The following is a 21,546-nucleotide window of genomic DNA, read 5'->3' as shown; positions in this document are numbered from 1 at the left end:
GCCGCCGGATTTCTCCGGCGGCCCGAGGGATGCCCCTCCCGGGTGTCAGTGCGGCGCCGCCGCCGTGGCCGGCGGCAGCTCCACCTGGACGCCCGGGTCCCCGGCGTCCGCCGTGTAGTCCTCCGGCGACGTCTCGTCCACGCCGTCGGGCGCCTTCACGGCCCGCAGGACGAAGGTGAGCACGACCGTCACCACGAGGTTCAGCACGAAGGCCGTCAGGCCGATGTAGCCGATCTCCCCGATGCCGGGGATCTCCTTCGAGCTGCCGCCGAAATGCTTCTGCGTCGGGGAGGCGACCCCGTACGCGGCGACGGTGCCGTAGACCATGCCGACGGCCCAGCCGGCGAGCAGCGCCCAGCGGTGGAACCAGCGGGTGAACAGGCCGCCGACCAGCGCCGGGAAGGTCTGCAGGATCCAGATGCCGCCCAGCAGCTGGAAGTTGATCGCGACCGTCTTGTCCATGGTGAGGACGAAGGCCAGCGCGCCCACCTTGACCAGCAGCGAGACCAGCTTGGAGACGCGCGTCTCCTCCTTGGGGGTCGCGTCCGGCTTGATGAAGTCCTTGTAGATGTTGCGGGTGAAGAGGTTCGCCGCCGCGATCGACATGATCGCCGCCGGCACCAGCGCGCCGATGCCGATGGCCGCGAAGGCCACGCCCGCGAACCAGTCCGGGAACATCGTCTCGAACAGCTGCGGGATCGCCAGCTGCCCGTTCTGCACCTTCACCCCGGCCGCGATCGCCATGAACCCGAGCAGGGCGAGCAGGCCCAGCATGAGGGAGTACAGCGGCAGGATCGTGGTGTTGCGCCGGATCACGTCACGGCTGCGGCTGGACAGCGTCGCCGTGATCGAGTGCGGGTACATGAACAGCGCGAGCGCCGAGCCGAGCGCGAGCGTGGCGTACGTCCACTGCCCGGCCTCGGCCGGCACGACCCCGCCCGCGCCGGCGGCCGTGTACTTCTCGCCCGCCGCCTTGAAGATCTCGTCGAACCCGCCGAGCTTGATCGGGATGTAGATGATGGCCACCGCGATCACGATGTAGATCAGGGTGTCCTTGACGAACGCGATGAGCGCGGGCGCCCGCAGACCCGAGGAGTAGGTGTACGCGGCCAGCACGCCGAACGCGATGAGCAGCGGCAGGTCCTTCACGAACCAGTTGGTGTTCTCGCCGCCGCCGACGCCCATCACGTCCAGCACCGCCTGGATGCCCACGAGTTGCAGGGCGATGTACGGCATCGTGGCGAGGATGCCGGTGACGGCGACCGCGAGCGACAGCCCCTTGGAGCCGAAGCGCCCGCGCACGAAGTCCGAGGTCGTCACGTAGCCGTGCTTGTGCGAGACCGACCACAGCCGCGGCAGGAACGTGAAGATCAGCGGGTACACGAGGATGGTGTACGGCACGGCGAAGAAGCCGGCCGCGCCCGCCGCGTAGATCGCCGCGGGCACGGCGACGAACGTGTACGCGGTGTAGAGGTCGCCGCCGAGCAGGAACCAGGTGACCCAGGTGCCGAACGACCGACCGCCCAGGCCCCATTCGTCGAGGCTGTGCTCGTTCTCGGCCTTGCGCCAGCGCGCGGCCAGGAAGCCCATGACCGTGACGGCCAGGAAGAAGAAGATGAAGACGCCGAGGGCGACTCCGTTCACGCCGTCGTTCACTTCGACGCACCCCCGTCCTTCTGCGCGCGGGCGCGCTGGTCACGCTGCCAGAGCTTGTACGCGGTCATCGTGAGCAGCGTGGAGACCAGCACCCAGAGCATCTGGTACCAGTAGAAGAAGGGGATACCGATGAACGTCGGGTCGGTCTTCGCGTAGGAGCCGACCCACAGCATCGCCACGAAAGGGGCGACGAGGCAGACGGCTATCACCACGCGGACCGGTGTCACCACCGGTGGCTTCACTTCGGGCACATCTGACATTCCGCGGCTCCGTCCCCTCGCTGATCACCTGTGTAATGCGCAGGCAATCTAGGCGACGGCGTCGCGCAGGCGGAACCCCCCGTCCGCATATCGGTCCCGACCAGCGGGTATTCCCCGGCGGCGAATGCCTCACCGAGGCGTTTTCCGCACCCGCGTGGCCCGCCGCCGGGGGCGTCCGGCGGCAGCGGACCCCCCTGGCGCGGATCCTCGTCCGGCGTCCGGCGCCCGGCGTCCGGCGCCCGGCGTCCGGCGCCCGGCGTCCGGCGCCCGGCGTCCGGCGCCCGGCGCTCCGCGCGACCGCTCCGACCGGGGTCCGCCGCGCCGCCGACGTCCGGTGCCCCGGCGGGACTCGGGTGATCTAGTCCATCGGCCGCTTGAGGCGGGCCACGAACTTGTAGCGGTCGCCCCGGTACACCGAGCGCACCCACTCCACCGGCTGGCCGGTCCGGTCCAGCGAGTGCCGGGAGAGCATCAGCATGGGCAGCCCGACGTCGGTGCCGAGCAGCCCGGCCTCGCGCGGGGTGGCCAGCGAGGTCTCGATGGTCTCCTCGGCCTCGGCGAGGTGGACGTCGTAGACCTCGGCGAGCGCCGTGTAGAGAGAGGTGTACTTGACGAGCGACCTGCGCAGGGCGGGGAAGCGCTTGGCGGAGAGGTGGGTCGTCTCGATGGCCATCGGCTCGCCGCTCGCCAGCCGCAGCCGCTCGATCCGCAGCACGCGTCCGCCGGCGGTGATGTCGAGCAGGTCCGCGAGGGTCTCGTCCGCGGTGATGTAGCCGATGTCCAGCAGCTGCGAGGTGGGTTCGAGGCCCTGGGCCCGCATGTCCTCGGTGTACGAGGTGAGTTGGAGCGCCTGGGAGACCTTGGGCTTGGCGACGAAGGTGCCCTTGCCCTGGATGCGTTCGAGGCGGCCCTCGACGACCAGCTCCTGGAGTGCCTGGCGCACGGTGGTGCGGGAGGTGTCGAACTCGGCGGCGAGGGTGCGCTCGGGCGGCACCGGCGTACCGGGCGACTGCGTCTCCGTCATGTCGAGCAGATGCTTCTTGAGGCGGTAGTACTTGGGCACGCGCGCGGTACGGATGGGTGCCCCACCCTCGTTCTCCGCACTGCTGACGTCGGTGCTCATGCTCTGCCTTCCCGGCTCCGGATGCCGAAGCGACCGACATACCCGATCGGCCACGGCTCACATCGTGGCACGGCTTCGCGCGCGAGTGTCCCCCGCACGCTCCGTGATCCCCTCTATATACCGTCGGGGTCCCCGTTGGTCTAGTCCAGCGCACCCATCAGAGGGCCTCCGCCGAGGTGGGAGCGCCTTCTTCGCACCGCCGGAACACCCCTGTCCGTTCTGCCGGTTGAGCAATGAAAGGTCCCTGCATATGTCGGTCCCGTAACGCTCACCTGAAGGGACTTCTTCACCCTTGACACCCCTCTAGGTCTAGGCCAAGCTCCCCGTACTGGTCTACACCATTGGTCCAGGTCCCGGCCCCACGGGCAGTACTCGTCACAGGTCACCGCGGTGGGCAGGGGGGTTTATGGCATCCCTGAGGAGGGTGGCGTGAAGCGCAAGCTGATAGCCGCGATCGGTATCGCGGGCATGATGGTTTCCATCGCGGCGTGCGGGGACAGTGACAAGGACTCCGGGGGCGGCAAGGGCGGCGCGGAGGCCAAGGAACTCACCGTCTGGCTGACGGTGGACGCGCAGAACAACTGGCCCGAGCTGGTCAAGGCCGCCGACGACGCGGTCAAGAAGAAGCACCCCGGCGTCAAGATCAACCACGAGTACTACGGCTGGCCGGACAAGAACGCCAAGCTCGACGCGGTCCTCGCCACCGACAAGGCCCCCGACGTCGTCGAGATGGGCAACACCGAGATGCTCGGCTACATGGTCAAGGGTGCCTTCGCCCCCGTCGAGGCGTCGAAGTTCGACAACTCGGACCAGTGGCTGGACGGCCTCAAGGCCTCCGTCACCTACGACGGCAAGACCTACGGCGTGCCGTATTACGCCGGTGGCCGAGTCGGCAACTGGCGCAAGGACATCGCCGCCGCCTCCGGCGTCAAGTCCACGCCGAAGACGTACAAGGACCTGACCACCGCCCTGGACAAGATCCAGAAGAAGCAGGGCGACAAGTTCAGCGCCTGGTACCAGCCGACCCGTGACTGGTACGCCGCGATGTCCTTCGTCTACGACGCCGGCGGCTCCATCGCCGTCGAGTCGGGCGGCCAGTGGAAGGGCAACCTCTCCTCGCCCGAGTCGGTCAAGGGCCTCAAGGCCTTCAAGTCGGTCGTCGACAAGTACATGCACGGCGACAAGACCAAGGACGAGTCGGACCGCTACATCGTCTACGGCCAGGGCAAGTCCGGCATGATCTTCGGTGCCGCCTGGGAGGGCGCGACCTCCGAGGACCCGAAGAACGACAAGACCGGCAAGCTCAAGGGCAACCTCGAGAACTTCGTGGTCCCCGGCCCGTCCGGCAAGAACCTCCCCGTCTTCCTCGGCGGTTCCGACCTCGCCGTCCCGGTGAAGTCCGACGCCCAGGAACTCGCGGCCGAGTGGATCAACGCGCTCACCGGCGCCGAGGGCCAGAAGGGCCTGATCGGCAAGGGCAACCTGCCGAACAACAAGACCGACCTCGCGACGCTGAAGAGCGACCCGAAGACGGCCGTCCCGGCCACCGCGGCCGAGAGCAACTGGTTCGTCCCGATGGCGCCCGGCTGGGGCCAGGTCGAGAAGGCCCAGGTCCTGCAGACGATGCTGCAGAACATCGGCACCGGAAAGAAGTCGGTCGAGGACGCCGCGAAGGAAGCGGACGCCAAGATCGACAAGGTCATCAACACCAAGTGACCTCCAGGCAGGGCCCCGTTGTCGGCGGGGCCCTGCTTTCCGTACGACCCTGCCGGGAGGCGGGGCCCGCTCCCCGTCCCCCCTGCACGCCCCGCACGAAGACGTCGGGGCCGGACGGCCTGCCGCCCGTACGACGCGTACGGGCCGGCCGGGGCGCGGGAGCCCGCCTCCCGTACGACCTGTACGACCCGGTCGGGGACGGGACCTGCCACCCGTGGACCCGAGGGACCGCTGAGGAGCGCGCGGATGAGTGCCGCTGATACGACCACTGCCAAAGTGCCGCCGACGCGGCAGTCGCCACCACCACTTGCCCCCGTGGCACCACCACGCCGGAAGCGGACCACCGGCGGGACGGCCGTCCCCTGGGCCCTGCTCGCGCCCTGCCTGCTGATCCTCGCCCTGGTGCTCGGCTACCCCCTCGTCCGCCTGGTCACCCTGTCCTTCCAGGAGTTCGGGCAGTCCCAGCTGTGGGGCTTCAAGCCGGCCGAGTCGGTGGGCTTCGACAACTTCAGCAAGGTGCTCGGAGACGGCGAGTTCTGGGCCGTCGTCGTCCGCACGATCGTCTTCGCCGGCGGCTCCGTCGTCTTCACGATGGTCATCGGCATGCTGATCGCGCTGCTCCTGCAGCGCGTCTCCGGCTGGGTGAAGACCCTCATCAACATCGCCCTGGTGGCCAGTTGGGGCATGCCCATCATCGTCGCCACCACGGTCTTCAAGTGGCTCTTCGACTCCGACTACGGCGTCTTCAACGCGGTGCTCAGCAGGCTCCCCGGCGTCGACATGATCGGCCACAACTGGTTCGCCAGCGGCCCCCAGGGCCTCGCCGTGATCATGCTCCTCGTGGTCTGGGGCGCGGTGCCGTTCGTCGTCATCACGCTCAGCGCGGGACTCACCCAGGTGCCCGCCGAACTGGAGGAGGCGGCGCGCCTCGACGGCGCGGGCGCCTGGGGCGTCTTCCGGTACGTCACGCTGCCGATCCTCAAGCCGATCATCGTGATGCTCACGACGCTCTCCGTCATCTGGGACATGGGTGTCTTTCCGCAGGTCTTCGTGATGCGCGGCGGCCACCCGGAGGCCGAGTTCCAGCTGCTCACCACGTACTCGTACGACCGCGCCTTCGTGGTCAACGACTACGCGCAGGGGTCGGCGATCGCCCTGCTCACCGTGCTCCTGCTGCTCGGTGTGGTCGCCGTCTACATGCGCCAGATGCTCAAGATCGGAGAGGTCGAGTGACCACGACCACCGCTCCCGCCGCCCGGCCGCGCAAGTCGGCCGCGACTCCCGCCGCCTCCCGGCCGCGCAAGTCGAAACTCGGCTGGAACCTGCTCGGCCTGTTCGTCTTCGCCACCGCGGGCTTCCCCGTCTACTGGATGCTCAACACGGCGTTCAAGCCGGCGAAGGACGCCATCGACCCGGACCCGAGCCTGCTGCCCACGGCGGTCACCCTCGACAACTTCCGCCGGGCGCTCGACATCGCCGACTTCTGGGGCCCGGTCGGCCGCAGCCTGGTCGTCTCGCTGGCGGTGGTGCTGATCGGCATCGTGGTCGGCATGCTCGCCGCCCTCGCCATCTCCCGGTTCGCCTTCCGCGGCCGCAAGATCGTGATCGTCGGCATCCTGGCGGTCCAGATGGTGCCGCTCGTCGCCATGATCATCCCGGTCTTCCTGCTGCTGAACGACCTCGGCCAGTACGACAAGCTCACCGGCCTGATCATCACCTATCTGACCTTCATCCTGCCCTTCACGGTGTGGACGCTGCGCGGCTTCATCGTCAACATCCCGAAGGAGCTGGAGGAGGCCGCGATGGTCGACGGCTGCTCCCGCACGGGCGCCTTCGTCCGCGTCGTCTTCCCGCTGCTGGCCCCGGGCATGGTCGCCACCTCGGTCTACGGCTTCATCCAGGCGTGGAACGAGTACCTCTACGCCCTGATGCTCATGAGCCAGAAGAACCAGACCGCCACGGTCTGGCTCGGCAACTTCACCACCAAGCACGGCACCGAGTACGCCCCGATGATGGCCGGCTCCACCATGATGGCCGTGCCGATCGTCGTTCTCTTCCTCATCGTCCAGCGCAAAATGGCCGCGGGGCTGACCGCGGGCGCCGTGAAGGGATAACGCCACCCGATGACGACACTCGCCAGTGGTACCGACACGCTCACGCGCGACGCCCTCGCCGTGCTGCAACCCGGCTTCACCGGGACCAGCGCGCCGGACTGGCTGCTGCGCAGGCTCGGCGAAGGCCTCACGTCGGTCGGCCTCTTCGGCCGCAACATCGCCACCGCCACACAACTCGCCACCCTCACCGCCCAGTTGCGCGCCGAATGCGACGACGTGCTCGTCGCCATCGACGAGGAGGGCGGCGACGTCACCCGGCTCGAGGTGCGCACCGGGTCCTCCTACCCCGGCAACCACGCACTGGGCGCGGTGGACGACGTCGAGCTGACCCGGGAGGTGGCCCAAGCACTCGGCCACCGCCTGGCCGCCTGCGGCGTCAACCTCAACTGGGCCCCCTCGGCCGACGTGAACTCCAACCCCGGCAACCCGGTCATCGGCGTACGGTCCTTCGGCGCCGACACCGACCTGGTCGCCCGGCACACCGCCGCCTACGTCACCGGCCTCCAGGCCGCGGGCGTCGCCGCCTGCACCAAGCACTTCCCGGGACACGGGGACACGGCGGTCGACTCGCACCACGCGCTGCCGCGCATCGACGCCGACCTCTCGGTCCTCCAGGCCCGCGAGCTCGCCCCGTTCCGGGCCGCGATCGCCGCGGGTAGCCGGGCCGTGATGAGCGCGCACATCCTCGTCCCGGCGCTCGATCCCGACCGCCCCGCCACGCTCTCCCGCCGCATCCTCACCGGACTGCTCCGCGAGGAACTCGGCTACGACGGCCTCATCGTCACCGACGGCATGGAGATGCAGGCCATCTCCGCCACCTACGGCATCGAACGCGGCAGCGTCCTCGCCATCGCCGCCGGCGCCGACGCGATCTGCGTGGGCGGCGGCCTCGCGGACGACGAGACCGTACGGCGGCTGCGCGACGCCCTGGTCTCCGCCGTCCGCAGCGGCGAACTCGCCGAGGAGCGCCTCGCCGACGCCGCCGCCCGGGTCCGGGCGCTCGCCCGGTGGACCGCCGCCGCTGCCGCCGCGAACGGGGCGTCCGCGGACCCCGCGGCCTCCGCGGCCTCCGCCTCCTCCGTCGGACTCGGCACCGGGCGCCCGGGGGGCGCGTCCGGCACCGGCACCGGCACCGGCACCGAGATCGGCCTCGTCGCCGCCCGGCGCGCACTCACGGTGACGCACTCCGGTACGTACGCCCCGCTCACCGAGCCGCCCTACGTCGCCGCGCTGACCCCGGTCGCGAACATCGCCGTCGGGGACGAGACCCCGTGGGGCGTCGCCGCCGAACTCGCCGGACTGCTGCCCGGCACCGAGACCGGCAGCTTCTCCGGCGAGGACGCGGGCACCACCGCCCTCGCGGCGGCGGGGACGCGCCGGGTCGTCGCCGTCGTCCGCGACGAGCACCGCCATCCCTGGATGGGCGCGGCGCTCGACACCCTGCTGGCCGCCCGCCCCGACACGGTCGTCGTCGAGATGGGCGTCCCCCAGGCCACGCCCCGCGGCGCCCTGCACATCGCGACCCACGGGGCGGCCAGGGTCTGCGGCCGAGCGGCGGCGGAGGTCATCGCGGGGACGTGAACGGAGGCCGGCCCGGGCCACTGGATCCCGGACGGCTGCGGCACGTCGATTCCGGCGGCCCCCCGGCCACTCCATCCCGGGCGCCTGGGCACGTCCATTCCGGCGACCTGTGGCCTCATAAGTTCCGGGCTCCTGTGGCCTCATGGATCGGGCGCTTGTGGCCTTGTGGGTTCCGGGCGCCTGTGGCCTCGTGGGTCCCCGGCGCCTGCGGCCATGGCGATCGCCTCCGTCTGTGGCCTCGTTGATTCAGGCGGCTTGCGGCTTGCGGCTTCTTGGGTTCCGGGCGTCTGGGGCCTCGTCGATTCCGGCGGACTCCGGCCTCGTCGGATTCGGCGGCTTGCGGTTTTGTGGGTCCCTGCGGCTTGTGGCCATGACGATCGTGTCCGGGTACGAAAAGGGGCCGGAGTCCCTGCTGAGGGGATTCCGGCGCCTTTCCGGTTGCTGGTTACCGGTTGCGCGTGCTGCACGACCGTCCGCCGTTTGGGCCGCTTGGGCCCGTTGGACTGCCGGACCCTTCGGACTGCCGAAACTCCGACTGCAGCTCGCACGCTGGACCGCCGGTCGCACGATCGTCCGCCGCCGTACCCCGGTTGTCGGGACCGCTCGCAAGCCGCAAGCCGCAAGCCGCAAGCCGCAAGCCGCCCGCCGCAAGCCGCCCGCCGCACGCCGAACCGCCCAGCGCACGTTCGCCGAACTGCTTGTCCGCCGGGCCGCCTATTGCGCGAAGCGGGCCGTCCAGGCCCGTCGCGCCGGCAGGGTGTCTAGATGCCCTGCCAGTCCGGCTTGTTCGCGAAGGTGTGCCGGAAATAGTCCGCGAGCTTCAGCTTGGAGGCCGCACCCTCGTCCACGACGACCGTGGCGTGCGGGTGGAGCTGGAGCGCCGACGCCGGGCACACCGCGGCGACCGGCCCCTCCACCGTCGCCGCGACCGCGTCGGCCTTGCCCTCGCCCGTCGCGAGCAGCACCAGGTGCCGCGCCTCCAGGATCGTGCCGATGCCCTGGGTGATGACGTGGTGCGGGACCTGCTCGATGTCGCCCTCGAAGAAGCGGGCGTTGTCGACGCGGGTCTGCTCGGTCAGCGTCTTGATCCGGGAGCGCGAGGCGAGCGAGGAGCACGGCTCGTTGAACCCGATGTGCCCGTCCGTGCCGATGCCGAGCAGCTGGAGGTCGACACCGCCCGCCGCGGCCAGCGCCTTGTCGTACGCCTCGCAGGCGGCCTGCACGTCCTCCGCCGTGCCGTCGGGACCCATGAACGCGTCCATGCCCAGTCCGAGCGGCTCCAGGACCTCGCGGCGCAGCACCGACCGATAGGACTCGGGGTGCTCGGCCGGCAGCCCCACGTACTCGTCGAGCTGGGCGATCCGCGCACGCGAGGCATCGACGGCACCCGAACCGACCTTGGCCGCCAGCGCCTCGTAGATGGGCAGCGGGGTCGAGCCCGTGGCCACGCCGAGCAGGGCGTCGGGCTTGCGCCGGAGCAGCTCCGCCATGGCCTCGGCGATGAGCTCGCCGCCCGCCTTGGCGTCCGGGACGATGACAACTTCCACGCTGGGCCTGCCGATCTGGAGAGGGGACTCAACTGGAACCCGAAAGGGGACGCATGTGGTATAGACCAATCTAGCAGAGCCCCCTTGCCCGAGTCGCGCGGAACGCGCCATCCCGCTTGACCTCCGGGGCGAGCCCGGCCGACTCGGTCACCGGTCCGCCCGAGGGGTCGTCTCTCGACCGTGCCTGGCACGCCCACGGCCTCGGTCACCGGCCGTCCGCGGACCGCCCACCACCAGTGCTACTCCTCTCTGCGGCCCAGTGCACCGCCCGGACCCGGACGCGTCCAAGCCCTCGCCCTCGCCCTCGCACGGTCCGCCCAAAGCTCGGGGGACCCGCGCGACTCGACAGCCCGGCACACCGTCCCTGCGACCGACCGGCCCAGCGCGGGACGCGTCACGCCCCTTCGACAGTCCAGGAGCCGTCCCTGCGGCCCAGGCCGGGATGCGTCCGCGCCTTCACCTGACCGTCCGCCCGAAGCCCTCTGGAACCCGGCGACTCCACAGGCCCGGCACACAGTTCCCGCGCCCCACGCCACAACCTCACGTGACCGTCCGTCCGGAGCCCGTCCCCGCACTCCGAGCCCGCACGCCTCCGCACCCCCGCCCGTCCCGTCCCTCCACAGGCCGGCTCGACCCTTCCGTCCACCGGGCCCAGGCCCGTCTCGCCACCGAACCGGATGGCCCGTCCCTCCACCGGACCGGAGCGTCCCGTCCCCGACCCGGCCCAGGTGCCCCGCGACCCCGCACCCCCCACCCGCACCCCTAAGTCAAAGAACCCCCCGTAGCGTCCATCCAGTGGCCCGTCACCCAGCGCCCCTCGTGTGACGCCAGGAACGCCACCACGTCGGCGATGTCGGACGGGGCGCCCACCCGGCCCAGTGCCGATATCGAGGCGGCCCGCGTCCGCGCCTCCTCGCTCGACCGCAGCCACTCGGACGTGTGGTCGGTCTCGACGATCCCGGGCGCGACCGTGTTGACCGTGATGCCGCGGGGGCCGAGCAGCTTGGACAGGTCGCGGGTCAGGACGTCCAGGGCGGCCTTCGTCATCGCGTACGCCATCTTGTCCGGCATCACCGCGGCCCGCGCCAGGCCCGAGGAGATGTTGACGACCCGCCCTCCGTCCCGCAGCCGGGACATGCCGAGCCTGGTGATGAAGTGCGGCGCCTTCACGTTCACCGCGAAGAGGCGGTCGTACTCGGCCTCGTCGATCCGGTCGAAGGCGTTCGACGTGCCGATGCCGGCGTTGTTCACCAGGATGTCCAGGCCGTCCGCCTGCCGGTCGAAGGCGTCCCAGAGCGCCTCCGCGTCCCCCGGTGCGCCCAGCTCCACCCCGACGGCGAACGCCGAACCGCCCGCCGCCTCGATCGCGGCCACCGTTTCCCGCGCCGCCGCCGCGTTGGTGCCGTAGTGCACGGCCACCCGCGCGCCGTCGCGCCCGAGCCGCTCGCTGATGCCCCGTCCGATGCCCCTGCCGCCGCCCGTGACCAGCGCCGTCCTGCCCGTGAGCGCACCCATGCCGGACCCCCTCCCGATTTCCATAGCGGTCGCTACAGAAAAAACCGTACAACAGCCCCCCGACATTTCTCTAGTACGCGCTATAAAATCCACTCCATGGTGAGCAGGCAGCAGACGGGGCCGCACGTCGGGACCCAGGACGCGGCGGCGGCGAAGCCCGATGCGGCGGTGGCGAAGCCCCGGGCCGGGCAGGGCTCCCCGGGCAAGCGGCGGGGGCGTCCGCGCTCCTTCGACCGGGAGACCGCGCTGGAGAAGGCGATCCTGGCGTTCTGGGAGCACGGCTACGAGGGGACGTCCGTCTCCGACCTCACCCGCGTCATGGGGATCGGAGCCCCGAGTCTGTACGCGGCCTTCGGCGACAAGCGGTCGCTGTTCGAAGAGGTCGTCCAGGTGTACGGCGCGAGGTACGGCTCGTTCCCCGAGCGCGCCCTCGCCGAGGAGCCCAGCGTCCGCGGTGCCGTCGGGCGGATACTGCGCGAGGCCGCGGCGGAGTACACCGATCCGGACCGCCCGCACGGCTGCCTGGTGATCCACGCCGCGGCCAACTGCACCTCGCCCGAGGTGGAGGAGTCGCTGCGGGAGCGGCGCAACGCCAACATCGCCGCCTTCGAGAGCCGCATAAGGGCGGGGATCGCAGCCGGCGAACTGCCCGCCGGCACGGACGCCGCCGCCCTCGCCCGGCACACCGGGGCGGTGATCCAGGGCATGTCCCAGCAGGCCCGCGACGGCGCGACCTGCCAGGAGCTGGAGGCCCTCGCCGAACTGGCCATGGCAATCTGGCCGAGCTCGTGAGATCCGGCCCCCGGGGTGAACCCCGGCGGGCTACTCTGCGTGTAGGTCATCGGTAGATGTTGGATAAACAGACAGCGGCGAACATCCGCCAACGCATGGACAGCGGCGCATGGACGCAGGAACATGGTCTAGTCCACAATGCTCAGGTCGAGCATGCCGACATCGACGTGACAGCATGTGAACGCACAGCCTCCGTCTTCCCCGCACAGGAAGACGGACCGAGGAACCGGTGCTCTCTGCCCTGACTGCTCCGGCTCCTCTCCTTCGGCCGATCGGGACCGCACACCCCGTGGCCGTTGTTGCTCCGGGCTGCGGTGCCGGGAGGGTTGAGGGTCCCTCCCAGGCGCCGCGGCCCGCGGGTGTTTCCGGGGCCATCAGTCCCGGTCCTGGGCCGGACGCGACGCCACCGGACTCGTACGGACATACGCTTTTGGGGCCCTGTCGTATACGGCGGGTACGCTCGCACACGTGCCCTCCATGAACGACCTCGTACGCCAGCACACGGCCCTCGACGACTCCGACCTCGAGTGGCTGCATCTGCTGGTCTCGGAGTGGCAGCTGCTCTCCGACCTCTCCTTCGCCGACCTCGTGCTGTGGGTCCCCACGCGCGACGGCACGCGCTACGTCTCCGTCGCCCAGATGCGGCCCAACACCGGCCCCACCTCGTACCAGGACGACATGGTCGGCCACCTGGTGCCGCGCGGCCGCCGCCCCATGCTGGACGCCGCCCTCGACGAGGGCCGGATCGTGCGCGAGGGCGACCCCGAGTGGCGCGAGGAGGTCCCGGTGCGGGTGGAGTCCATCCCGGTGCGCAGGGAGGGCCGGGTACTGGGAGTGATCGCCCGCAACACCAATCTCCTCACCGTGCGCACGCCGAGCCGGCTGGAGCTCACGTACCTGCAGAGCGCCTCCGACCTCGCCCAGATGATCGCCGCCGGGTCCTTCCCGTTCCCGGACCAGCAGGTCGACATGGACGCCTCACCCCGGGTGGGCGACGGCCTGATCCGCCTGGACGCGGACGGCATCGTCCAGTACGCCTCGCCGAACGCCCTCTCCGCGTACCACCGGCTGGGCCTCGCCTCCGACCTGGTGGGCCACAACCTCGGCGTGACGACCGCCGAACTCGCCCCGTCACGCGGCCCGGTGGACGAGGCGCTGGCCAAGGTCGCCAGCGGCTGGGCGCCCCGCGAGTTCGAGATCGAGAGCAGTGACGGCGTCATCCAGTTGCGCGCGATCCCGCTCAAACCGAAGGGCACGCGCGTCGGTTCGCTCGTCCTGCTGCGCGACGTCACCGAACTGCGCCGCCGCGAGCGCGAGTTGATCACCAAGGACGCCACGATCCGCGAGATCCACCACCGGGTGAAGAACAACTTGCAGACGGTGGCGGCCCTTCTGCGGCTCCAGGCCCGCCGGATCGGCTCCGAAGAGGGCCGGGAGGCGCTCGAAGAGGCCGTCCGCCGGGTCGGATCGATTGCGATCGTGCACGAGACGCTCTCGCAGAACCTGGACGAGCGGGTGGAGTTCGACGAGATCGCCGACCGGGTGCTGGCGATGGTCGCCGAGATCTCGCCCGGCAAGGTCACCGGCCGGCGCACCGGACGCTTCGGCATCCTGGACGCCGAGGTCGCGACGCCGCTGTCCATGGTCCTCACCGAGATCCTCCAGAACGCCCTGGAGCACGGCTTCCGCGAGGGCGACCGGGGCACGGTCGAGGTCTCGGCGGTCCGCGGCGGCACCAGCAAGGAGGCCCGCCTCCTGGTCACCGTCCAGGACGACGGGGTCGGTCTGCCGGACGGTTTCGACCCGCACAGCTCGGGCAACCTGGGCCTGCAGATCGTACGGACCCTGGTGGAGGGCGAGTTGGGCGGGACGTTCGACATGGTCCCGGCTCCGGAGCGCGGCACCCGGGTGATCCTGGACGTCCCGGTGCAGGCCAACAAGTAGGCCGACGCCACCTGTTCGGCTCTGGCCCGCGCCGACTCTTCACCCGTCGCTTACGCGAAGAGCACATCCGTGCGACGGGTCGGACGGGACGGACGGGCCCGATGTGTCGCACGGGCCGGACGGGTGGACGGGCGGAGTGCGGCCAGTCCGGACTGCGAGTCGGCCACCCTGCCGGGGGAGCCGGCCCGGGGGAGGGGCCGGACAGCAGTGAGCCCCGGACCGTGGAATCGGTCCGGGGCTAAAGCTCGTTGCTATGCGCATCGGGGGTACTGCGCGCTGCGGCTCGATAGCGGGAGATGCGTACTCGCTGTACGCGCCGCCAAGCTGAGGCTCGTCGCGGGGGTGGGTGTCAGGCGGAGGCCTGACGGGCCCGGTTGCGGGCGGCGCGGCGCTTCATCGCGCGGCGCTCGTCCTCGCTGAGACCACCCCAGACGCCGGAGTCCTGGCCGGACTCGAGCGCCCACTGCAGGCACTGCTCCATAACCGGGCAGCGACGGCAGACGGCCTTGGCTTCCTCGATCTGCAGCAGCGCAGGACCGGTGTTGCCGATGGGGAAGAAGAGCTCGGGGTCTTCCTCGCGGCAAACGGCGTTGTGACGCCAGTCCATGGCTGCTACCTCTCCTTGGTATTACATGCGGATTGCTTGTGAATGTGAACGCTTTCACGAATCCCTCAACAAGTGAAGGGCCGAGCGTCAGACGGACTGACGTGGTCCTGTGGGTTGAGGAGGGGTTCGGACTCTCTGTGGGGGCCGATGTTGCGGGCCGCCCCGAGCGCCACGTAGAGACTCGCAAACCTCAGCGGCGGATACAACCCCTTCCGGAAAGTTTTTTTTGATTCCTCGGTGTCGACTAGGTCACAGCCGTACTTCCATGGGGTGGACCCTGGTCTAAACGTTCGAGTGAAAGGACTTTGGCCCCTTCCACTCACACAATCACACGCAGTGCACGGCGTACGCCTGTGAACGTCACGCTCGTTCGCAGCCCGAGGTGGTCACCGTCCATCTGCAGGGGCAACGGCACCTTCGAATGCAAGGTGAAGTCCGTCAAGTCGTGCAGGGACACGGCGTGCTTTCCCCGGGGGCCGCGCTCGGGGGACGAAGTGAGCAACTGGGTGGCATACCGGGCAACCGAGGGGGTGGACATGCGGCTGAGACCCAGTACGTCGAGCCCGGTATCGAACGAGGCCTTAGGTGACGCGTACACCGGACGATTGCCGAGAAACGTCCACGGCGAGGTGTTGCAGATGATGGACAGCACCAGATCGGTCACCGGGTCCTGCCCGGGGCGCTCCAGTGTGATCGTCCCGTGCCTGCGGTGCGGTTCGTCCAGAAACTGCCGTAGCACCTGGCGCAGATACAGCGCGTGAGTGGAGCGCCGGCCGCGCTCGCGCTGCTGCTCGACCCGTCCGACCACGCCCGCGTCGAAGCCGAGCCCCGCGCAGAAGGTGAACCAGCGCGCCGGTGCCGCCTCGTCCTCGGTGCCCGGAGTGCCGGCGGCCAGACCGAGCCCGACCGTGCGCTCCCGTTTCTCGCGCAGGGCGTCCAGCAGAGCCCCGGTCGCCTCGACCGCGTCGTTCGGCAGGCCGAGGGCGCGGGCGAAGACGTTGGTGGAGCCGCCCGGGACCACCGCGAGGAGGGGCAGGCGGTCCGGGTCGGGGCCGTGGTGGAGCAGGCCGTTCACGACCTCGTTGACCGTGCCGTCGCCGCCGAGGGCCACGACCAGCTCGATGTCCTTGCTCTCCGCGGCCTGCCGCCCGAGGTCCCGGGCGTGCCCGCGGTACTCGGTGGTGACCGCGTCCAGCTTCATCTCGCTGGCCAGTGCGTGGATCAGCACGTCGCGCGTACGCGCACTCGTGGTGGTTGCCGCCGGATTGACCACGAGAAGTGCACGCATGCGATGCAGCGTACCTACTGGGTGGTACCCGACCCAGACCGAGGTGCGGATCCGGTGAAAGATCGGGACGGCGGCGCGTACGGGGGGCGGACCAGGGCAGCCGTGCGCCGGGGTGCGGAGCGGGCACCCGGACCCCTCGGCGGCCGGTCGTCCCGGGCTACTCTTCAGGGGTGAGTGCTGAGCAGAGATCCGCCCCCGACGTCTCCACCGCCGAGCCCCGTCCGGGGCGGCTGACCGCCGCGGCGGCGCTGGCCGCGCTGGAGGGTCTCGCCCTGGTGGCGGGGGGTGTCTACATCGTCGTGCTGGGCCTCGGCGGGGACACGGACGACCGCCGGCAGGCCGTCACCGGGGGCATCACCCTGATCGTCCTTGCGCTGCTGCCGCTGCTGGCCGCGCGCGGTCTGCTCCTGCGCCGCGGCTGGAGCCGGGGCCCGGCGGTGATCACCCAGGTGATGGCGCTGCCGGTGGCCTACAGCCTGCTCCAGGCCGACAGTGTCGCCATCCCGGCCGGGATCGTCCTCGCGGTCGTCGCGGTCGTGGCGCTGGTGCTGCTGCTGAACCCCGCGACGACCCGCGCGCTCGGCATCCGGGGACCGGGCGGCTCGCGGGACGAGAAGTGAGCGTCCCGGCCGGCTGCCGCTGAGGCCCGCCCGCCGCTCCGTCCGCGCCTCGGTCCAGTGCTCGGCCCACTTCGCCCATTTCTCGGCAATCAGCGGGCCGGCCTACTCCTCGACGAGGAGCTTCTCCCGGAGCTGGGCCAGGGTGCGCGCCAGCAGGCGCGAGACGTGCATCTGCGAGATGCCGACCTCCTGCGCGATCTGGGACTGGGTCATGTTGCCGAAGAAGCGGAGGAGCAGAATTCGCTTCTCCCGGGGCGGCAGGTCCTCCAGCAGCGGCTTGAGGGACTCGCGGTACTCCACGCCCTCCAGCGCCTCGTCCTCGGCGCCGAGCGTGTCCGCGACGGCCGGGGACTCGTCGTCCGTGTCGGGGACGTCCAGGGACAGCGTCGAGTAGGCGTTGGCGGACTCCAGGCCCTCCAGCACCTCCTCCTCCGAGATGGCCAGCTTCTCGGCCAGCTCGTGCACCGTGGGGGAGCGGCCGTGCTGCTGCGAGAGCTCCGCGGTCGCCGTCGTGAGCGCGAGGCGCAGCTCCTGAAGGCGCCGCGGCACCCGCACCGCCCAGCCCTTGTCACGGAAGTGGCGCTTGATCTCGCCGACGACCGTCGGAGTCGCGTACGTCGAGAACTCGACCCCGCGCTCGGGGTCGAAGCGGTCCACCGACTTGATCAGGCCGATCGTGGCGACCTGGGTCAGGTCGTCCAGCGGCTCGCCGCGGTTGCGGAAGCGGCGGGCGAGGTGCTCGACGAGCGGCAGATGCATGCGGACCAGTTGGTTGCGCAGCTCCGCGTACTCGGCACTGCTGTCGCTCAGCTTGCGCAGCTCGATGAACATCAGCCGTGCCCCGCTGCGGTCCTGGGGGTCGTGCCGCGTGTGCTGGGCGCTCGGCCCGTGCTGCGCGCCCTGCACGCTCTGCTCCGCGTTTCGCTCGTGCTCGCTCATAGTCCCGCCCGTCACCATTCCCCGAGCTCCCGGCTCTTCCCCCAAGGTCGCGGCCGCGTCGGCGCCGGGTGGCCCCGCGGGCCGGGACGCCTGGGGCACCGCCGGGAGGACATCGTCCTCCGGATGCGGCCGGGCCTGCTCGGGGATGCCGTCGACGCCGGCCGCCAGGGGCCGCGGCCCGCCGGGGCCACCGGTGCCCTCGGCGGGAAGTTCCCGTGTGCCGCGCTTCTCTTCCCGCACCGGCCCGTCCCCGTTCCTCACGCCGGCCCGGGTCCCGCGCCGCGCTTCTTGTAGAGACTGATCGAAACGGTCTTGTCGTCGGCGACGGAGGAGTCGACCTGGCCCGCGAGGGCCGAGAGGACGGTCCAGGCGAAGGTGTCCCGCGAAGGGGCGTGACCGTCCGTGGTCGGCGCCGAGACGGTGACCTCCAGTGAGTCGTCGACGAGCCGGAAGACACAGCTGAGCACCGAGCCGGGGACGGCCTGCTGCAGCAGGATCGCGCACGCCTCGTCGACCGCGATGCGCAGGTCCTCGATCTCGTCGAGGGTGAAGTCCAAACGCGCCGCGAGTCCGGCCGTGGCCGTACGCAGCACCGACAGGTAGGCACCCGCAGCCGGCAGCCGGACTTCGACGAAGTCCTGGGTCGCGGGCTCGCCTGCGATCTGGGACACCCTCACCTCCAAGGTGGTACAAGCTTCTTCAGGGGCCGAGGGTGGCCCCCCGGGGTAACGCGATGACCGATACGTGGTTCAGCGGTGACGCTATCGCGCTCCCAAGTCCCTTGTCCCGGGGACCCCGCCCCCGTGCTGTCACTCATAGTAAGCCTATGAGTACGGACAGTGGCTAGGGGTCTGCGGCCCCAAATAGGAAGAGCGCGCGCCGGGTTGACGTACCCAGGCCTCAGACCGTCGAACCGTTCCGGTCCAGGGTCACACGAGTACGTGGTCCACGAAGCACCAACGCCAGCTCTCGCCGGGTTCGAGCGTACGCATCACCGGGTGGCCGGTCTCCTGGAAATGCCCGTCTGCGTGCCGGAGCGGCGAGGAGTCGCAGCAGCCCACGTGGCCGCAGCTCAGGCACTGGCGCAGCTGCACCGGATGCGTGCCGGCGGCCAGGCACTCGAGACAGGTCTCGCTCAGGGCCGCGGGCTCGGGGTGCGGCAGCGCGTCGGCGTGCGTGCACTGTTTCATGATTGCCAGGTTACGACGGGTGTGCGGGAAGCCGCGCGGAATCCGAGGGCGGGCTGAGGACGATGGATGTTTTGCCACTGCTGCTGCTGGTGGCGGGCAGTGCGGCGGTCGCGGGGGCCGCCCGGCGTACGCCGGTGCCCGCCCCCCTGCTGCTGGTCGCGGCCGGCCTGCTGATCTCCTACGTGCCCGGGGTGCCCGACTACACGCTCGACCCCGACGTGGTGCTGCCGCTGCTGCTGCCGCCGCTCCTCTACACGGCGGCCGCCGACAGCTCCTATCTCGACCTGCGGGCCCAGATGCGCCCGGTCGCCCTGCTGTCCGTCGGCTACGTCCTCTTCGCGACCGTCGTCGTGGGGTACGCCGCGTACCTGATCGTGCCGGGCCTGCCGCTGACGGCGGCGCTCGTGCTCGGCGCGGTGGTGGCGCCGCCGGACGCCGTCGCGGCGACCGCGGTCGCCCGCCGGGTGGGACTGCCGTCGCGGATCACCACGATCCTCCAGGGCGAGTCCCTGGTGAACGACGCCACCGCGATCACCGCCTTCAAGGTGGCCCTGGCGGCGGCGGTCGGCGAGGGCGCGACCTGGGCGGGCGGCCTGCGCGAGTTCCTGGTGGCCGCCGTCGGCGGCGTGGTCGTCGGGCTCGTGCTGATGGTGCCGCTGCACTGGCTGCGCACGCACCTGGGGGAGGCGCTGCTCCAGAACACGCTCTCCCTGCTGATCCCCTTCGTCGCGTACGGGATCGCCGAGCAGGTGCACGCCTCCGGGGTGCTCGCCGTGGTCGTCGTCGCGCTGTACCTCGGCCACCGCTCCTGGGAGGTCGACTTCGCCACCCGCCTCCAGGAGGAGGCCGTCTGGAAGATGGTCGCCTTCGTCCTGGAGTCGGCAGTGTTCGCCCTCATCGGACTGCAGCTGCCCGTGGTGCTGAAGGGGCTCGGGGCCTACGAGGGAGGCCGCGCCGCCTGGTACGCGGTGGCGCTGTTCCTGGTGGTGGTCGCCACGCGGTTCGTGTGGGTGTACCCGGCGACGTTCCTGCCCCGGATCATCTCCGCGCGCATCCGGGGGCGCGAGACCGACCCCACCTGGAAGGCGCCGTTCGTGATCTCCTGGGCCGGGATGCGGGGCGTGGTGTCACTCGCCATCGCCTTCTCGATCCCGCTGACCATGCACGACGGCGGCGGGTTCCCCGGACGGAACCTCATCCTCTTCCTCACCTTCACCACCGTCATCGGGACGCTGGTCGTGCAGGGGCTCACCCTGCCACCGCTGATCCGGCTGCTGGGACTCCCGGGCCGGGACCAGCAGGCGGAGACGCTCGCGGAGGCCAACGCGCAGGCCCAGGCGTCCCGGGCGGCCGAAAAGCGGCTCGACGAACTCCTCGCCGACGAGCGCAACGCTCTTCCCGGACCGCTCGCCGAACGGCTGCGCAGCGTCCTGGAGCGGCGCCGCAACGCCGTCTGGGAACGGCTCGGGGCGGTCAACCCGACGACCGGGGAGACCCAGGACGACACCTACCGCCGGCTCTCCCGGGAGATGATCAGCGCCGAGCGCGGGGTCTTCGTGAAGCTGCGGGACCTGCGCTACATCGACGACGAGATGCTGCGGAGCCTGCTGCGGCGGCTGGACCTGGAGGAGGCGGCCGCCTTCCGGGAGACGCAGTGACGTGCGCCGCGCGGGCGGTTCAGGCGAACGGCGTGCCGGTGATCACGGCCGCCACCGTCGTCCCGCGCGGGAAGGCGCCCTCGTCGGCCAGGGCGACAAGTCCGTACAGCATCTTGGCGACATAGAGACGTTCGACGGCCAGTCCGTGACGCTGCTCGAAGTCCGCGGCGAAGCGGTCGAGTTCCGGAGTCGTACGGGCGTAGCCGCCGCAGTGGAAGCGGTCGTCCAGGGACCAGTCGCCGCGCGGGCCGCCGAACGCCTCCCGCTGGAGGGCCCGCACCTCCTCGCCCAGGAAGCCGCCTCTGAGCACCGGTATCCCCAGGGCCCGGCAGCCCGGCGCCAGCCCCGCGGCCAGCCCCGCCAGGGTGCCGCCGGTGCCGCAGGCGACGGCGGCCACGTCGGCGTGGGCGCCCAGTTCCTCGCCGAGCGCCCGGCAGCCGCGTACGGCCGGGGAGTTGCTGCCGCCCTCCGGCACCACGTACGCGTCCTCGGCGCCGGCCGCCCGCAGAAGCCCGGCCAGCGTCTCCGGCTCGCCCTTGCGGCGGTACGTCGCCCTGTCGACGAAGTGCAGCCGCATGCCGTCCGCCGCGCACCGGGCGAGCGAGCGGTTGAGGGGGCGGCCGGCCAGCTCCTCGCCGCGGACCACACCGACGGTCGGCAGGCCCAGGAGACGGCCCGCGGCGGCCGTCGCCCGCAGGTGGTTGGAGTACGCGCCGCCGAAGGTGAGCAGCGTGCGGCCCGCGGCCGCGGTCAGGTTCGGCACGAGCTTGCGCCACTTGTTGCCGATCAGCTCCGGGTGGATCAGGTCGTCCCGCTTGAGCAGCAGCCGCACGCCGTGCCGCGCGAGACGCCCGTCCGCGGCCTCCCGCAGCGGCGACGGGAGCCGCGGCGGCGGTCCGGCGGGGGAGAGCGCCTCGGGACGGTCGGAGCTGGTCACCCCGCCATTGTCGGACATGTGTGCGGGAGTGGGCGCGTGGGCGGACTTTCCCTCGGCGC

Annotated in this window: 19 protein-coding genes; 8 read left to right on the top strand and 11 right to left on the bottom strand. The window is 70.9% G+C overall.

Going from position 1 to position 21,546, the window contains the following annotated elements:
- Positions 1-45: 45 nt before the first annotated feature.
- The 3 genes from mctP to ACWGIS_RS09280 all read right to left on the bottom strand — a co-directional run bounded on the left by mctP (position 46) and on the right by ACWGIS_RS09280 (position 3,039).
- Entirely contained in the window at positions 46-1,656 is a 1,611-nt protein-coding gene (mctP, locus tag ACWGIS_RS09290; RefSeq protein WP_453361761.1) for a monocarboxylate uptake permease MctP, read from the bottom strand.
- Entirely contained in the window at positions 1,653-1,916 is a 264-nt protein-coding gene (locus ACWGIS_RS09285; protein ID WP_453361760.1) for a DUF3311 domain-containing protein, read from the bottom strand. The genes mctP and ACWGIS_RS09285 overlap by 4 nt, the downstream gene beginning before the upstream one ends.
- A 358-nt stretch (positions 1,917-2,274) precedes the next feature.
- Positions 2,275-3,039 carry a GntR family transcriptional regulator gene (locus ACWGIS_RS09280; RefSeq protein WP_355787689.1) on the bottom strand — a complete coding sequence of 255 codons (765 nt, stop codon included), beginning with the start codon at positions 3,037-3,039 and terminating at the stop codon, positions 2,275-2,277.
- A gap of 429 nt (positions 3,040-3,468) precedes the next feature.
- Between ACWGIS_RS09280 and ACWGIS_RS09275 the strand changes: the two genes are divergently transcribed.
- The 4 genes from ACWGIS_RS09275 (at position 3,469) to ACWGIS_RS09260 (ending at position 8,450) form a co-directional block, all read left to right on the top strand.
- Entirely contained in the window at positions 3,469-4,755 is a 1,287-nt protein-coding gene (locus tag ACWGIS_RS09275) for an extracellular solute-binding protein (RefSeq protein WP_453361759.1), read from the top strand.
- A gap of 246 nt (positions 4,756-5,001) precedes the next feature.
- Positions 5,002-5,988: a carbohydrate ABC transporter permease gene (locus ACWGIS_RS09270; protein WP_453361758.1), complete on the top strand. Its 987-nt coding sequence runs from the start codon at positions 5,002-5,004 to the stop codon at positions 5,986-5,988.
- An 89-nt stretch (positions 5,989-6,077) separates the two neighbouring features.
- On the top strand, positions 6,078-6,869 hold the full coding sequence (locus ACWGIS_RS09265; RefSeq protein ID WP_355793536.1) for a carbohydrate ABC transporter permease: 792 nt from the start codon (positions 6,078-6,080) through the stop codon (positions 6,867-6,869).
- A gap of 9 nt (positions 6,870-6,878) precedes the next feature.
- Positions 6,879-8,450 carry a glycoside hydrolase family 3 protein gene (locus ACWGIS_RS09260; protein ID WP_453361757.1) on the top strand — a complete coding sequence of 524 codons (1,572 nt, stop codon included), beginning with the start codon at positions 6,879-6,881 and terminating at the stop codon, positions 8,448-8,450.
- 761 nt (positions 8,451-9,211) lie between these two features.
- On the opposite strand, the gene nagB is transcribed toward ACWGIS_RS09260, so the two are convergent.
- Both nagB and ACWGIS_RS09250 read right to left on the bottom strand, forming a co-directional pair.
- Positions 9,212-9,997, bottom strand: coding sequence for a glucosamine-6-phosphate deaminase (gene nagB / locus ACWGIS_RS09255; RefSeq protein WP_453361756.1), 786 nt, complete (start codon positions 9,995-9,997; stop codon positions 9,212-9,214).
- A gap of 762 nt (positions 9,998-10,759) precedes the next feature.
- Positions 10,760-11,512, bottom strand: coding sequence for an SDR family oxidoreductase (locus ACWGIS_RS09250; RefSeq protein WP_453361755.1), 753 nt, complete (start codon positions 11,510-11,512; stop codon positions 10,760-10,762).
- Positions 11,513-11,608: 96 nt separating this feature from the next.
- Here ACWGIS_RS09250 and ACWGIS_RS09245 point away from each other — a divergent pair, with 96 nt between their 5' ends.
- Complete coding sequence (locus ACWGIS_RS09245) at positions 11,609-12,304, top strand: TetR/AcrR family transcriptional regulator (RefSeq protein ID WP_453361754.1); 696 nt, start codon at positions 11,609-11,611, stop codon at positions 12,302-12,304.
- 477 nt (positions 12,305-12,781) lie between these two features.
- Positions 12,782-14,248, top strand: coding sequence for a sensor histidine kinase (locus tag ACWGIS_RS09240; RefSeq protein ID WP_453361770.1), 1,467 nt, complete (start codon positions 12,782-12,784; stop codon positions 14,246-14,248).
- A gap of 349 nt (positions 14,249-14,597) precedes the next feature.
- Here the strand turns inward: ACWGIS_RS09240 and ACWGIS_RS09235 are convergent, their stop codons facing one another.
- Both ACWGIS_RS09235 and ACWGIS_RS09230 read right to left on the bottom strand, forming a co-directional pair.
- Positions 14,598-14,855, bottom strand: a complete 258-nt coding sequence (locus ACWGIS_RS09235) for a WhiB family transcriptional regulator (RefSeq protein WP_016639615.1) — start codon at positions 14,853-14,855, stop codon at positions 14,598-14,600.
- Between the two features lie 319 nt (positions 14,856-15,174).
- The gene (locus ACWGIS_RS09230; RefSeq protein ID WP_356168563.1) at positions 15,175-16,143 is read right to left on the bottom strand and encodes a diacylglycerol/lipid kinase family protein; all 969 of its coding nucleotides are present in this window, start codon (positions 16,141-16,143) and stop codon (positions 15,175-15,177) included.
- A 170-nt stretch (positions 16,144-16,313) separates the two neighbouring features.
- On the opposite strand from ACWGIS_RS09230, the gene ACWGIS_RS09225 reads away from it, so the two are divergent.
- A complete protein-coding gene (locus ACWGIS_RS09225) occupies positions 16,314-16,763 on the top strand; it encodes a hypothetical protein (protein WP_453361753.1) in 450 nt (149 codons plus the stop codon).
- A 102-nt stretch (positions 16,764-16,865) separates the two neighbouring features.
- On the opposite strand, the gene ACWGIS_RS09220 is transcribed toward ACWGIS_RS09225, so the two are convergent.
- From ACWGIS_RS09220 to ACWGIS_RS09210, 3 genes are all read right to left on the bottom strand, one after another.
- The gene (locus tag ACWGIS_RS09220) at positions 16,866-17,963 is read right to left on the bottom strand and encodes an RNA polymerase sigma factor SigF (protein WP_453361752.1); all 1,098 of its coding nucleotides are present in this window, start codon (positions 17,961-17,963) and stop codon (positions 16,866-16,868) included.
- Positions 17,960-18,373 carry an anti-sigma regulatory factor gene (locus ACWGIS_RS09215; protein ID WP_453361751.1) on the bottom strand — a complete coding sequence of 138 codons (414 nt, stop codon included), beginning with the start codon at positions 18,371-18,373 and terminating at the stop codon, positions 17,960-17,962. Before ACWGIS_RS09215 ends, ACWGIS_RS09220 begins: the two co-directional genes overlap by 4 nt.
- Positions 18,374-18,631: 258 nt before the next feature.
- Positions 18,632-18,892, bottom strand: a complete 261-nt coding sequence (locus ACWGIS_RS09210; protein WP_453361750.1) for a UBP-type zinc finger domain-containing protein — start codon at positions 18,890-18,892, stop codon at positions 18,632-18,634.
- Positions 18,893-18,954: 62 nt separating this feature from the next.
- Between ACWGIS_RS09210 and ACWGIS_RS09205 the strand changes: the two genes are divergently transcribed.
- A complete protein-coding gene (locus tag ACWGIS_RS09205; protein ID WP_453361749.1) occupies positions 18,955-20,550 on the top strand; it encodes a Na+/H+ antiporter in 1,596 nt (531 codons plus the stop codon).
- A 19-nt stretch (positions 20,551-20,569) separates the two neighbouring features.
- On the opposite strand, the gene ACWGIS_RS09200 is transcribed toward ACWGIS_RS09205, so the two are convergent.
- Positions 20,570-21,487, bottom strand: a complete 918-nt coding sequence (locus ACWGIS_RS09200) for a 1-aminocyclopropane-1-carboxylate deaminase/D-cysteine desulfhydrase (RefSeq protein WP_453361748.1) — start codon at positions 21,485-21,487, stop codon at positions 20,570-20,572.
- Between the last annotated feature and the right edge of the window lie 59 nt (positions 21,488-21,546).

This window comes from Streptomyces sp. NPDC054842, assembly GCF_053611025.1.
The sequence above is the reverse complement of the archived record's forward strand: the minus strand, read 5'-3'. Positions and strand labels throughout refer to the sequence as shown.